Source organism: Parabacteroides sp. ASF519, from assembly GCF_000364265.2.
Taxonomy (GTDB): Bacteria; Bacteroidota; Bacteroidia; order Bacteroidales; family Tannerellaceae; genus Parabacteroides; species Parabacteroides goldsteinii.
Window position 1 is genome coordinate 397,587 of sequence record NZ_AQFV02000006.1, and the last position, 14,450, is coordinate 412,036.

A 14,450-nucleotide genomic window follows, 5' to 3' on the forward strand; every position below is an offset into this window, starting at 1 on the left:
CCGGCATTTTACATTATTTGTTCCCTCTATTCCAGCTATTCTTGAGTCTTTCCAACACATAATAGACACATGGTATCACCATCAAACTCATCAAAGTAGATGTCACCAACCCTCCGATCACGGCAATAGCCATCGGCGAACGCAACGAAGCACCTTCGCCAAAGCTGAACGTCATCGGGAGCAGGGCAAGTATCGTAGTGAGCGTTGTCATAATGATCGGACGGATACGTTGTTGTCCGGCCTGTACGATGGCATCTGTCAAGCCGGTTCCGTCTGCTTTCAGCTGATTGATACGGTCTACGAGGATGATCGAGTTATTCACCGCGATACCTACCAGCATCACGATACCGATCACTCCCATCATATTGATCGTCGTACCGGTCAGGAAGAACAACAGGATAGCACCAACCACCGCCAGTGGAATTGTCAACAGGATCGTGAAAGGATGCAGCAGCGATTCGAACTGGGAAGCCAGCACCATATACACCAGGATGACCGACAGGGCAAGGGCAAACAGCAGACTGTTCATCGACTCCTGACGCTTCTCCTCTTCTCCGGTTACCGTAACCGAATAGTTGACCGGCAGTTCGATGCCTTTCATCGCCTGACGGATTTCTTCCGCCACCTTGTCCAGCGACTTGCCGGCATCCATATTGGCCATTATCTTGCTGATGCGGTTCTGATTACGCCGGTATATTTCTTTCGGGGCCTGCGATTCACCGAAGGTGGCTATCTCACGCAGGCGGAACTCCTGTTCGCCATTCTTGATAACCAGATCGCCCAGGGCACGCAACGGAATATCAGGAACCTTGATGACGATGTCGCGCATCTCTCCGCGATATTCCATCTTTCCGGCTTCTTTCCCGCTGAGTTGTTGTTTCAATTGTTCGATGACGGTCGATACACTCAGGTTGTTGATACCCGCGATCGTCCGGTTGATAGAGATCGTTATCTCCGGAGCACCGTCTTCAATGGAAGATACAATATTATAGAGTCCCGGTACCTCCTGCATCCGGCTTTTCACTTCTTCCGTAATATCGGCTATTTCATCCAGTTCTTCCCCTTTCACCTCAACAACGATAGGGGCACCTTCGCTACCCAGTAACGAGCTGAGAGAATTTTCCTCCTGTTTGATGGTCAGTTCCAGTCCGTCGGGATTCTCCGCCGTATGGACAAACTGCTCGATAACAGCCTCGGGAGCTACCCGGCACTCGGAGGAAAGGACTACTTTCATCATTGCCGTGTTCTCTCCTTCGAAGATGGCATTCTCCGAACCGCTACCCTCGCCGATATGGCTGTAAACGGTCAGCAGGCTATCGCCCGTAATGGTATAAAGCAATTCTTCCAGGTTCGCCACCGCCGAAGAAGTACGTTCCAGTTTTGTCCCTTCCGGCATCTTCACCACAACAGTAAAAGCCTTACTTTCCATGCGCGGCATAAACTCCGTCCCAATGAAAGGAAGCAGAAAAACCGTCAGCACCATCAACCCGACTGCCGCCGAAATAACAATCCAGCGATGTCCGATCAGGCTACGCAACAGATGGCTGTACCCTAATAACTGGATACCTCTTCCAGCCTCATTACCTGCTTCTTTTTTAGCGTCCGATGGTATCCGGCTCCCCTCTCGAGAGGGGGCAGGGGGTGTGTTCATCAACCTATCATACAACATCGGTATCACCAAAATAGCCACAAACAACGACGATACCAGCGAGAACGTCACCGTCCAGGCCTGGTCCTTGAATAATTCCCCCGAAGCTCCATGCAGGTAAACGATCGGCAGGAAAACCACAATAGTCGTCAGCGTCGAGGCAATAACAGCCCCCGCCACCTCCGACGTTCCCCTGATAGCCGCTTCACGTATGGACAACCCTTTCTCCTGGTTCCGGAAGATACTTTCGATAACGACAATAGCATTATCCACCAACATACCGGCTCCCAGAGCCAAACCTCCGAGCGTCATAATATTCAGCGTAAGCCCGTTAAAGAACATCAGGTTGAAAGTAGCGACAATCGAAATAGGAATCGCCATACTGACAATCAGCGTCGTCCCGAATCGGCGAAGGAAAACGAACAGCACGACAACCGCCAGGACGATACCTAGCACGGCACTGTCTTTCACCTCCCCGATCGCATTCTTGATAAACGTCCCCTGGTTGGTTATCACTTTAAACTGATAACCAGGCAACGCCTGTTCGATAACACCCAGCTGGCGGGATACACCGTCCACCACCTTCACGGTGTTATAACGCATTTCTTTATAGATCGAAAGTCCTATGCTACGTTTGCCGTTGATACGGACGATATTGTCGGGGCGGGCATTTTCAAAAGTTACGGTAGCGACTTCCCGCAAGAAAAGCGGAGCCTTGTCGCCCGAAGCCGTTGCCGTACCGGCGGAAGCATTCGTACCTGTTTCCTGTTTAGCCACCTGTTTATAACCGACTATCAGGTTCTCGAAATCTTCTTCCGAACCGAACAGACTGGAACTTTTCACCAGATACTGCAAGCCCAGTTCACTGACACGGCCTCCCGATATGCTCTGATTGTTTGCTTCGATACGCGAAGCGATATCTTCTATCTTCAGACCGAAAGCATCGAGTTTATAAGGATCGGTGCGGATCGTCAGGGTACTCTCCTCCTGTCCTGACAACGTTACCTCGGCAACGCCTTCCAACCGGATCAGCTCGTTGCGGATATAGCTTTCCGCCACTTTCCGGAGCTCCGCCATATCGGTTATATTCTGATGGGACATTCCGATCAGGATAACCGGTGACTGGTTCGGATCATGTTGCGTGATCTTCAACTCGGTGATATCTTTATTCTGGGCAAACGGATTCATCGCTTTCTGCAAGTCGAGGAAAGCCTCATCCATATCTTTCGTCCAGGTATATTCCACTGTGATACGGGCCGAACCGGCTTTAACAACCGACGAAACCTGCGTGACATCGCTCTGACGGATAGCCATCGACTCCATGTTCTTCACAAACTGTTTCTCGATCTCTTCCGGCGGACGCTCGCCGGCCTTCAACTCGATGAACAGCCGGGGATTATTCAGGTCGGGCAGCAGGTCGACACTCAGCTGATCGTAGGAAATCTTTCCCAACAGCAGGATGGCCAGCACGACCATACAGATAGTGACCGGATTGCTTACCGCAAATTTGACAATGTTCTTCATAATGTTCCAATATTATCAGATATAAACTGTCCGATTATTGACCGGTTGTACCTGGCTCCCCTCTTGAGAGGGGGAAAGGGGTGTCATAGTTTCGCTCTATAACTAGCTTTAACACACCCCTTATCCCCTCTCAAGAGGGGAATTGGTTACTCCCGTTACTACAAACAGATAGTTCACCTTTTTCTATTTCTGTACTTTCACTTTACTGTTCTCCTTCAATGTTTCAAAGCCTTTGGTGACAAGGTTGTCGTTTTCGCGAAGGCCTTCCAGAACCTCGATATTGTTCTCGTCTTCCATTCCGGTCTTGATATTCCGCAGGATAGCCGTATTCTTATCCACGATAAACACAAATTTGCGGCGACGGTTGGATTGTACCACGTCTTTCGGAATGATGATAGCACTGTCAGCCCTGTCAACGACGATATCCGCCTTGACGAACATTCCCGGACGCAGTTTCAGGTCATTATTCTGTATCATCACTTTTCCCTTGAATGTGCGTGTTTCCGTACTGATAGCCGGCGAAAGTTCGCTGATTACTCCCTTCAATGTATCTTCCGGCAATGTATAATGCGTAATAAATACAGGCTGATCCGATTTGACATAACTGATGGCACTTTCCGGCAGGTTGACATCCATGTACATCCGGGCATAATCCATAATACCCACCATCGGTTTTCCCTGTTCTACCCGCACATCAGTCGTGTAATGAGGCAGATCGACAATAACACCGTCGAAAGGAGCCTTTATATTCATCTTCTCCAGATTGATCCGGGCATTCTCGAGGTCATAACGGGCATTCGTCACTTTCACTTCGGTATTACGCATTTCGCTCAGGGTCACACCGCCTTTTTCATAAAGGGCTTTCTGTTTCGACTGTTCCTGTTCCGCTATTTCCAGACTCAATTCCTTGGCATCTATGGCAATACCGTTCTCATATTCCTTATCTTCCAGATGGATAATCAACTGTCCTTTAGAGACCAGGTCGCCCAGTTTGAAAGGTCTTCCTGTCTTCGGGTTGATCTGGAGTTTGTACAGACCGCTCATTTCCGAGTTAAGATCGACTCCATATGTAGGCTGTGCCGTCCCGGTCGTGTTAATCAGTTTACTGATAGAACCTTTTTTCAGTTCCGTTACCGAAACCGGTGTGGCTATATCGCTGGGAGGATTCTGCGGCTGATTGTTACAACCGGTTGTTACTATGGCAAGTAATACAAAAGATACAAAGGTATGACTATACTGTTTCATGGCTGATTATTTTTCTGATATAAAGTCTTTCATCGGAACGATCGGAGCATTCAGCTCAAAGTCGTACAGGGAAAGTATTTTAAGATTCAACAATTCGATCTTGTAATTGATCAGGGCTTGTGTATAAGAGATCTTCTTATTCGACAACTGTGTCTGAAACTGACTCATTTCCATTCCGGTCAGATCGCCTTCACGATAACGGGTCAGGTTCAGATCGTATGTACGTTGTGCATTCAGCACGTTCTGTTCGGCAATCTCTATCTGTGTCCGTAAGTTTTCCAGGCTACGCCATACTTGGCGGATATTCAATTCGATATCGACTTTATCTTCATGGAAATCGAGTTTGTTGATATTCTGGGCCACTTTCTGCGCACGGACACGGGCTTTCTTTTCTCCCCAGTCGAAGATGGGCACCGTAAAGCTGATTGCCACCCGCGGGTTCTGTGTCGGGTTTTCATAGATATTCTGAAAACGTTTGTTGTCACCTATCAAACCAAAAGAGAGTGAGATATCTCCCTTAAATTCATTCAAGGCCTTCGTCTTGATCATTTGAAAATCCAATTCTTCACTCTCGATTTCCCGCTGGCGAAGTTCCAGGCGCGACTCCAACCCATGGGCTATCGCCTGTTGCAGATTAACATCGATCGGTTTGATATCAATCTCGGCAAAAACCATCAAGTCGTCATCCAGGTTCATACCCAATGCCTGTTTTAGTTTATCTTTTGCATTCTCCAGGGAGACTTGCTGTTCTTCTACCGAAGAGCGGGCGGTTGCCAGGTTCAGTTCCGCCTGAAACAGTTCGTCTTTGGCTGACAGATCAGCTTCCACCTTATTCTTTATAATATCGTAGCTTTGCTGGGCATTCACCAATTCTTCGCGGGTAATAGCCAACTGACTTTGTGCCATATAGACACTATAGAATTGATTGGTGATGTCTTTTTCGGTATTCAAGCGTTGGAGAGCATAGCTGATATGGGCATTCTCGTAATCATACTCGATCTGTTTCAACTCCATCTTTCGCTTATTGTAAGTAAAGATTGGTTGCGAAAGTTGCAGATAGAGGTTGTTGTTAAACGCCTTATTACTATTCTTGTCACCGTCGATATTCGAATTATTATCCTGCCAGCCGAACGTATTGATCAACGAAATCTCACCATCCGTCCACAAGATAGGCTGGTCCACCCGGAATGTTCCGCTGGTACTGAGTTTTTCGTTTGTATACCATTGCGACAAACGATTGTCGAAACTCCTGTTCTTACTATAATCCAGGGGATTCAGGTTCAGTGAGAATTTAGATTTAAGGGAAGCCCGCTGGGCTATCAGCGTTTCCTGATACCGGTCCAGGTTCATGTGCGAACGGCGCAGGGTCGGACTGTTCTCTTCTGCTATATCCAATGCCTTCTCGATGGTCAGTGACAGTTGTCCGTGGGAAAACAGAGGGATTCCCGACAGGAGAACAACCACAAGGATCATCTTTTTCATCCATACTAACTCTCTTTGCATATAAGTAGACTGTTTTAATGATTATCGTTTTACCAGTTTGACGGCATCGGCCGTTACACTTCTTAATTTACATTCATTCGTCAGGGTAATGTAAGCCGTATCGGCCACAAAATAATAGACGCCCAGCTGTTCCCATCCTTCATTCGCTTTCCGGAGGTTGATATACGCATCTTCGCTTTCTTCCCCCTGTCTGATCCTGAAACGATATTCCCCCTGGGCCCGGTCATTATACCGGAGTTCGTTATCCTTACTTACATAATAATAGGCATCATAGGTACCCTCCGACGGGACAGGAATTTTCCAGGTTGCCGTCTGGCTACCGTTGCCGCTCTTTATCACATAAGCGGAACGAATATATTTACCGTAATAGTTTGCATTGGTGGTTGCCGTCCATTCCAATGGAGGCCGCCAGCTGGAAACACCTGAATACTTGAATGAAGTATCTTCCACCTTATCCAGCCATTTAGGTAATAACCCCACTACATCCGGTTCGGAAAGGATGAACAATGTACTGTCTTCATTATCTACAATAATTTCTCCCTCCGTCCCGAAAGAGGAATCGGAAATTATAAAATCTCCTTCTGCATCTATATTCTGCCTTCTCTCCTGTCTGATATTTCCGACAGGTTGATTGATCACACTCGGCAAATTACCGGATATCAAGGTATTGACGGTTACATCACGGGGAGCATCCTCCCAAACGGATACCAGTTCCTTTGTCTGGTGAGCTTCCAACGGAATCTTCCGGCTGGTACGCGGATCGATATCGTTCTGGCTGCTTCTTCCGACTCCCTGAATATCGATATGTATAATTCCATCATAATCCGAATTATTGCTGACCTGCATTTTCAGGACAAAAGATTCCTGTCCCCGGTTGGTGATTTTTGTCACTTCCGGTCGTCCCAAACTATAAATTGGCAGAGGCGTAGGATGCGACCATTCCTCCAATCCCGACCGGATATCCGCATGGCTAATCATCCCCAACGTATCCAGTAAACTTTCAAACTGGATATTCCGGAAAGTATTCCGTTCGAGTAATGTATAAAGCGAATCCCTGAATGCATTCACCCCGATATTGATCTCAGGAATAGCAAACAACCGATAAGTCTTTAAACTGATAATATTCTCCAGCAAATCCCGGTATTCCACATTACCCAGCAACTCCTTAAAGGTTTGCTTTTCCATCAGCAGGCTGGCTTTTTCATTGTTACTGATGCCATTGATCTCACGCTCCCAGCCATAGTTATCCGATTTCTTTTGCAGATAAAGTTCGATCGCAGTATTGGCGACCGGCCATTCGGGAGAAAATATATTGTACCGGTAATTATACAGTTGCGGGAACAGGAAATAAGGGTTTGCCTGCGAACTGATATTATAATTACCACGGCCGCTGGATGAGAAATTATAGTTTCCTTCCGGCCGCTGGAATATCCAGAAGAAGTTGTTCAGTGTACGTATCTTTGCCTCTTCTTCCGTTATCTCACGTCCTCCCCGCTTCGACCACTTCACCTGGTTACGCCACATCTTGTCCACATCCAGCTGGCCGAACATACATCCTTTTTCCGGGAATAAGACCATCTCGGGCTGTACAGCTTCCTGAGCCTGCGACCAGGCACGGGTATAGGTGGAGAACTGAACAGGCACTTCCACAATCGAGAAACGGCTGAACGGATAACTCAGTTTATAGTTACGTTCCAGATTATCTCTCATATTACGGATAAAGCTGGGGATGGTATCGAGTATGGAGTCGAAAGTAGCCGTATAATAATCGTTTCCCTCAATGTGCCATATACTATATAATGTACTGTCCGATTCCAGACTTTGCTGTTTGTACTTACCCACAATCACGGAAATTGCCTGTGCCGGATATTCGGAGGCAAACGAATAAACGCCGTCCTCTCCTTTCACTCCCTCCCCTTGCGAAAGCGGGGTGAGACCCAGAAGAGGCTTTACCCGCAAACCGAATTTACTGAAATAAGTCTGCTGCCAGTCCGGACTCATATTGCTGTAGGAGGTTCCGGGGCGCGGATACCAGTATGTTTCGGGAGTGAACAACAGATAATCCGGTGTCTGAAACACATATTGCTTATCTATATTGAACAGGAAATCCCTGCGCTCTTTCTGCAAAACCTCTGCCGGAATATCCAGGTAACAGAACTTACTGTCAATTTTCCCGCTATACCTGATAGAGAAAGATACCGTATCGCCAGGTAAAACCTCCTCACCGAAATCGACCAGCAGTATCTGATTATCCCTCTTGAAATCAAGAGGCTTCCCTCCTCTTTTTATTTCCTCCACCTGCAAACCGGGATTCAGGCAAAAAGTGAAAACAGTCGCCGGCTGCAAAGCCATTCCTTTCATTTCCACCTCCGAAACCACCCGTTCCGATTGCTGTTCGAGTGATATATCGTATTGATTGATTATCATCTTGGGAGTATTCACATACTTATTATTGATCTCGGTGTAAAGGGTACGCACCTCCCCTTCTCCCAGGATGGAATGAACATGTTTATATCCGGCCGCCCCACTTATCAGCAGCATACAAAACGAAAGGAACAACCACGGATAATTACTGCGCGACGAATTGGGCAACCGCCTGAACAGAAAGATCGTAAAAAAGATAAAAGCCAATCCGGCAAAGAAATAGATCGCCCGGTGATTCAATACAACTTCCAGATTGGTAAAGCCCACGATAGTCGATTTAACCAGCGGCAGACTATAAGCCATATAATCGAACAGGTAATAAAACTTATCGCTGATATAAAACAATGTCAACCCGATATATCCCAATAAGATAATAAAGGTCAGCGCCTGATTTTTCAGTACCAGCATCAGGAAGATGGACAATCCGATGATAAAGATCAGTGTCGGAATACTTATCAGCAGGAAATAAACCGGATACGATAGCCAGTCTACCGACATGCCCGATCCTATAAAATTAAATATCAGAGCCATTCCCATGACGATCAGGTTCAGTATCAGGAAAACCCGCAGGTTTCCCCATATCTTTCCGATCACATACTCCGCATTGCTCAACGGACGGACATAAAAGACCTCCGAAGTATCCAGCTTCTTATCCCTTTTCAAAAACTCCGAAGCAAGGAATATCGATATGACTGCCTGCCCGGTATTCAGTAAAAGCAGGTTCAGGTAAGGGAGATTGGAAGGGAGCGCTTTCAACATCCACATACCTCCGCCATTGTCGGCAACCAACATACCAAAGTCAAAGAATCCGAGTATCAGAAGAGCCAGTACGGTAAACACCTTAAAGAACCAGCTTCGGATCAATATCTTGCTTTCGTATTTTGCTACCGATTGTATATTGTTGACAAACGACATAGGGGGTAAAGTAAAAGGTTACTAATCATTGGTCCAGAGATTCAATTTATTTTCCATATAATATACATAAGCATGTTCCAGATTGGGAGGATACGATTCAGCCTCATACCCTTCGATCTCGTCGGCCACCACCTGCACTTCCCAACCCGAACCGGAAGGAATCGTAGAGATAACAGGATATTTCTTATCCACCTCGTGCAGTTCATCACTTGTCACTTTAATGCGCCAAACTTTCCCTTCCGCCTGTTTCAGCATATCCTGCGGAGAACCGTAAAAGGAAACCTGTCCCTTGTTCATCAACGCCATGCAGTTGCAGGTACTGGATATATCTCCCACAATATGGGTGGAAAGGATAATCGTCACATCATTCTCACTGACTTCCGACAGCAGATTACGGAAACGGATACGTTCTTCCGGGTCCAACCCTGTCGTCGGTTCGTCCACAATTATCACCTTCGGATGGTGGATCAATGCCTGGGCAATACCCAGACGGCGTTTCATACCGCCCGACAGTTTATTCGCATACCGTTCGCGCACATCGAAAAGACCGACATTTTCCAGCATGGCATCGACTGCCTGCTTGCGTTGCTTACCATTTGTCATGCCCGATAAACGGGCCGCATAATCCAGAAATTCATGTGTCTTATATTTGGCGAAGAAACGGAAATCCTGCGGGAGATAACCTAATATTCCCCTGATCTCCTTCCGCTGTTTGAACAGATCGTATCCGCAAATATTCACCTGTCCTGACGACGGTTCCATTAATGCAACCAGGATACGCATCAATGTAGATTTACCGGCACCATTGGGCCCGAGCAGTCCAAACATGCCCGTAGGTATCTCCAGATTAATGTCTTTCAAGGCGTGGTTTCCGTTCGGATACACCTTATTTAGGTCTTTTATCGATATGCTCATTCTGCCAACTATTCAGAAGAAATTAGAATTAAGTATTAATGGCTGGTAAAGATATATTTTATTCGCATGAATACAAATAAAAAACGTCCTTATCCCCAATATATTGGATAAGGACGCTTAATTTTTTAATTAAAATCAGATTTTAATAGTTCTGCTTCATCGGTTCGAAGAATGCCTGAGGATGTTCGCATGCCGGACATTTCATCGGCGCTTTCTTGCCTTCGATCACGAAACCGCAGTTACGGCACTGCCAGAAGATAGCTTCGTCTTTTTCGAATACTTTGCCTTCTGTCAAGTTAGCCAACAGTTTACGGTAACGTCTTTCGTGTTCAGCTTCCACTTTAGCAATCATTCTGAAAGCAACTGCAATGTTTTTGAAACCTTCTTCTTCTGCGATGTCAGCGAATGCAGGGTATAAGTCAGCCCACTCTTCGTTCTCACCGTCAGCAGCAGCAGCCAGATTTTCCATTGTTGTGCCGATCACACCGGCCGGATAACAAGCAGTAATTTCCACCATGCCACCTTCCAGGAATTTGAAGAAACGCTTAGCGTGTTCTTTTTCCTGTTCAGCTGTTTCCATAAATACACCGGCTATTTGTTCGTAACCTTCTTTTTTAGCTACGCTTGCAAAAAATGTGTAACGACTTCTTGCCTGAGATTCTCCGGCAAATGATTTAAGCAGATTCTGTTCGGTACGTGTACCTTTAATACTTTTTTCCATAATGCTAATTATATATGTAGTATAAAATGAGTTTGTAAGATCGCCCTATTGAAATAACTCTCAAAAGTAGGAAAATGTTTAATACTTTAATTCATTCTTTTACTTAAAATATATCTATCCACAGATAAATTCCATCTATTACTTTTCTCCCGAAAGACAAGTAATCATTAGTTCAGGACAGATACAGATACAATTTTTACCACATTTGCAATGTCGACATTACAATATATCCTATATTTTATGCTTTACGCTAAATATTATTGTATCTTTGCATCAAAATTTAACATACTAGGCAGAAAGATGGAACGTAAATTTGATTTTCAGCCCAAGTTGATCTCGGCACTGAAAAACTATTCCAAAGAAAAATTCATGGCAGACCTGATGGCAGGGATCATTGTGGGCATTGTGGCCCTTCCGCTTGCCATCGCATTTGGTATTGCTTCGGGAGTTAGTCCGGAAAAAGGATTGATCACCGCTATTATCGGTGGGTTCATTGTCTCTTTTCTGGGAGGCAGCAATGTGCAGATCGGGGGACCGACGGGAGCATTTATCGTCATCGTATACGGTATCATACAGAATTTCGGTATCGAAGGACTTGCCATTGCAACCATTATCGCCGGTATCATACTGGTAATTATGGGAGCATTAAAACTCGGCACAGTCATTAAGTTCATCCCCTACCCGATCGTTGTCGGCTTTACCAGCGGTATCGCACTGACTATTTTTACCACACAGATGAAAGACCTGTTCGGACTGACGATGGAAAAAGTGCCGGCCGATTTTATCTCCAAATGGATTGCTTACTTCGAACATTTCCATACGGTCAATCCTTGGTCGTTTGTAATAGGGATTGTCAGTATACTTATTATTGCCATCTCTCCCCGATTTTCCAAAAAGATACCGGGATCGTTGATTGCTATTATCGTCATGACAGTCATCGTATATATTATGCGCAATCATCTGGGTATCGCAGGTATTGAAACCATTGGCGACCGTTTCACCATCAATGCTTCCCTCCCGCAACCGGAAGCTATTTCTTTCAATATGGAAACAATCAATCTCCTGCTTCCTGCGGCTTTTACCATCGCCATGTTGGGGGCTATCGAATCACTTCTTTCGGCAACTGTAGCCGACGGTGTAACGGGAGATAAGCATAATTCGAACACGGAACTGATCGCCCAGGGAGCCGCCAATATCATTGTTCCCATTTTCGGAGGTATTCCCGTTACCGGAGCAATTGCCCGTACGATGACCAATATCAACAACGGAGGCCGCACGCCTATAGCCGGTATTATCCATGCAGTCGTACTGATGCTGATCCTGTTATTTCTCGGACCGCTTACCAAGCATATTCCGATGGCTTGCCTGGCAGGGGTGTTGATTATTGTATCTTATAATATGAGCGAATGGCGTACCTTCCGTTCGTTGATGAAGAATCCGAAAAGCGATGTTTCTGTTTTGCTGGTCACATTCTTCCTGACCGTTATTTTCGACCTGACCATCGCCATTGAAATAGGTTTGCTGATCGCCATGTTCCTGTTTATGAAACGGGTAGCGGAAACGACGCATGTGTCTGTTTCCAAAGACGAGATCGACCTGTCCGATGAAGGAGAAATCCATCATGATGAAGAAGTGCTGACTTTACCGAAAGGCGTAGAAGTGTACGAAATCGACGGTCCGTTCTTCTTCGGCATAGCAAATAAGTTCGACGACGTCATGAATATCATAGGTGACAAACCTAAAGTGCGTATCATCCGCATGCGCAAAGTCCCGTTCATGGATTCGACCGGTCTGCATAATCTGGAAAGCCTGTTCCGTCTGTCGAAAGCAGAAAATATCCATATGATATTATCCGGAGTAAACGAAGATGTACGCCGGGTATTGACCAAATCCGGATTCGACAAGAAGATCGGACCGGATAATATCTGCTCCAACATCAACGAAGCTGTCAGGAAAGCGGAAGAAGCTGTAAAATAATTTCTAAAACTGAATGCCTATGGAAAGGAAGAACGAATGCGTCATCTTCTTTTTCCATAGCATATCGTTTAGCGGTTTCCGTTCAATCACGAGGTTACGGCGACCGCCATACACATCATAGTTAGAAATGGTATATCCGGCTGAAAATACCCAGCTTTCTACTTCGATCTGCATAAAACTCCTTACATTCCAATATAACCAATCCCCCTTCAGGTTAGTCACATCTTCCGTATGCAGAGCCGGAGTGGGGTGTTTTTCATTTTCATAACCCACCCGAAGCGTTTCGTTGGCAGGAACAACCATATATGCGCCGGGTTCCATATTGAACGTTACCTTCAGGTCACGATCTCCCCACCTGTTTATATTGGGTGTACGCAACCGGAGGGCCGGACGGAAAAGTATCCGTTTTACATTCGATTCATCCGAACCAATATACCATCTCATGTTTCCCGGAGCAGAGCCGGAATAATATTCATCGTAAAACTGTCCTGTAAAATTAACACCTCCTGTTATACCGACATACCGGCAAACAAAGAAAGTAAACGCCGGCTCCACCTCCCAGGAATAGTTATTATTCAACCCTCCTGAAAGAGCAAATTCCCATCTCCTGAATGCCTCTTCCTCTTTTGCCCCGGCAACAACAGGGAGCAACAACACCATCCATAACAACAATCGTTTCATATCTTTTCCGTTTTCACTATTGTGAAGACATGAAAAACAAGAAATACCCCTATCCTACGGCAGGAAATTTCTATAATTTATAAGTCAGCATAAGACGTCCTTCCGAAGTCTGTGAATAAACATTCTTTCTTTGAAAGTTACCAATGATGTCGGAATATAGACGAAAAAGAGATTGTATTTACAAATTGAATTTATATCCTAAAGTGATAGCTACACTTCTATTCTTATATTTAAAATAATGTCCCGGATCAAATTCTTTCCATACTTTTTTAAGTCCAAGGTCATAAGACAAAGTCAAATTGAATTTATAAACTTCAGTACTTAATGCAAATCTTAAGCCAGTATCAAAACGTTTAAAAGGTTCAATATATTCCTCTTTCCCCGTATTCAAATCAAATCTTTTAAAAGGATTATACCATATTCCATCTGTATTACCGATCCCGGTATTCACAAAATTCGATCCAAATTCCCCATATCCGTTCACACCGCAAGCAAAATAAGCCCCCATTTGAGGTATCATATATATATGTTCAGCCACAGGGAGACGATACCCCACCATTACAGGCAATTCAATATATCCTAAACGGACCATCAATTCCTTAGAACCATTGACAAGGCTATTAGCACCTTTCATCACATAATGAAGTCCACTCTGGATTATCATATTATTTTCAAACTGATAATCGACAACCAAACCCCCTACAGGTACAATTTGAGCATGATTACCTCTGACTCCCAAACTAGTCATATTAACACCAGCTTCAACACCTAAACGTACTTGTCCATTCATCTTCACTATACCCAAACACATGAGCATACTCATAATAATACAAAGCTTCATTTTCATATTGTCTCAAATTTATATCTTATAGACAGATTTTAATAAAATACCCCTAC

Annotated in this window: 9 protein-coding genes; 1 reads left to right on the plus strand and 8 read right to left on the minus strand. The window is 45.2% G+C overall.

Annotation, left to right across the window (positions count from 1 at the left end; translation table 11 throughout):
- Nucleotides 1-13: 13 nt before the first annotated feature.
- The 6 genes from C825_RS01715 to rbr form a co-directional block, all read right to left on the minus strand.
- Nucleotides 14-3,172 carry an efflux RND transporter permease subunit gene (locus tag C825_RS01715; RefSeq protein WP_010801155.1) on the minus strand — a complete coding sequence of 1,053 codons (3,159 nt, stop codon included), beginning with the start codon at nt 3,170-3,172 and terminating at the stop codon, nt 14-16.
- A 183-nt stretch (nt 3,173-3,355) separates the two neighbouring features.
- Nucleotides 3,356-4,417 carry an efflux RND transporter periplasmic adaptor subunit gene (locus C825_RS01720; RefSeq protein ID WP_010801156.1) on the minus strand — a complete coding sequence of 354 codons (1,062 nt, stop codon included), beginning with the start codon at nt 4,415-4,417 and terminating at the stop codon, nt 3,356-3,358.
- A gap of 6 nt (nt 4,418-4,423) precedes the next feature.
- On the minus strand, nt 4,424-5,920 hold the full coding sequence (locus C825_RS01725) for a TolC family protein (RefSeq protein ID WP_010801157.1): 1,497 nt from the start codon (nt 5,918-5,920) through the stop codon (nt 4,424-4,426).
- A gap of 21 nt (nt 5,921-5,941) precedes the next feature.
- The gene (locus C825_RS01730; RefSeq protein ID WP_010801158.1) at nt 5,942-9,259 is read right to left on the minus strand and encodes a golvesin C-terminal-like domain-containing protein; all 3,318 of its coding nucleotides are present in this window, start codon (nt 9,257-9,259) and stop codon (nt 5,942-5,944) included.
- Between the two features lie 21 nt (nt 9,260-9,280).
- Complete coding sequence (locus C825_RS01735; protein WP_044215046.1) at nt 9,281-10,174, minus strand: ABC transporter ATP-binding protein; 894 nt, start codon at nt 10,172-10,174, stop codon at nt 9,281-9,283.
- Nucleotides 10,175-10,316: 142 nt separating this feature from the next.
- Nucleotides 10,317-10,895 carry a rubrerythrin gene (gene rbr, locus C825_RS01740; RefSeq protein ID WP_009860442.1) on the minus strand — a complete coding sequence of 193 codons (579 nt, stop codon included), beginning with the start codon at nt 10,893-10,895 and terminating at the stop codon, nt 10,317-10,319.
- A 300-nt stretch (nt 10,896-11,195) separates the two neighbouring features.
- Here rbr and C825_RS01745 point away from each other — a divergent pair, with 300 nt between their 5' ends.
- The gene (locus C825_RS01745; protein WP_044215115.1) at nt 11,196-12,872 is read left to right on the plus strand and encodes a SulP family inorganic anion transporter; all 1,677 of its coding nucleotides are present in this window, start codon (nt 11,196-11,198) and stop codon (nt 12,870-12,872) included.
- Between the two features lie 3 nt (nt 12,873-12,875).
- On the opposite strand, the gene C825_RS01750 is transcribed toward C825_RS01745, so the two are convergent.
- Both C825_RS01750 and C825_RS01755 read right to left on the minus strand, forming a co-directional pair.
- The gene (locus C825_RS01750) at nt 12,876-13,553 is read right to left on the minus strand and encodes a hypothetical protein (protein WP_010801160.1); all 678 of its coding nucleotides are present in this window, start codon (nt 13,551-13,553) and stop codon (nt 12,876-12,878) included.
- 178 nt (nt 13,554-13,731) lie between these two features.
- Nucleotides 13,732-14,400: a porin family protein gene (locus C825_RS01755; RefSeq protein WP_010801161.1), complete on the minus strand. Its 669-nt coding sequence runs from the start codon at nt 14,398-14,400 to the stop codon at nt 13,732-13,734.
- Nucleotides 14,401-14,450: the final 50 nt, after the last annotated feature.

Coding starts and splice junctions, on each gene's coding strand:
- C825_RS01715 (WP_010801155.1), bottom strand. CDS start 3,172: ATGAAGAACATTGTCAAATTTGCGGTAAGCAATCCGGTCACTATCTGT.
- C825_RS01720 (WP_010801156.1), bottom strand. CDS start 4,417: ATGAAACAGTATAGTCATACCTTTGTATCTTTTGTATTACTTGCCATA.
- C825_RS01725 (WP_010801157.1), bottom strand. CDS start 5,920: ATGCAAAGAGAGTTAGTATGGATGAAAAAGATGATCCTTGTGGTTGTT.
- C825_RS01730 (WP_010801158.1), bottom strand. CDS start 9,259: ATGTCGTTTGTCAACAATATACAATCGGTAGCAAAATACGAAAGCAAG.
- C825_RS01735 (WP_044215046.1), bottom strand. CDS start 10,174: ATGAGCATATCGATAAAAGACCTAAATAAGGTGTATCCGAACGGAAAC.
- rbr (WP_009860442.1), bottom strand. CDS start 10,895: ATGGAAAAAAGTATTAAAGGTACACGTACCGAACAGAATCTGCTTAAA.
- C825_RS01745 (WP_044215115.1), top strand. CDS start 11,196: ATGGAACGTAAATTTGATTTTCAGCCCAAGTTGATCTCGGCACTGAAA.
- C825_RS01750 (WP_010801160.1), bottom strand. CDS start 13,553: ATGAAACGATTGTTGTTATGGATGGTGTTGTTGCTCCCTGTTGTTGCC.
- C825_RS01755 (WP_010801161.1), bottom strand. CDS start 14,400: ATGAAAATGAAGCTTTGTATTATTATGAGTATGCTCATGTGTTTGGGT.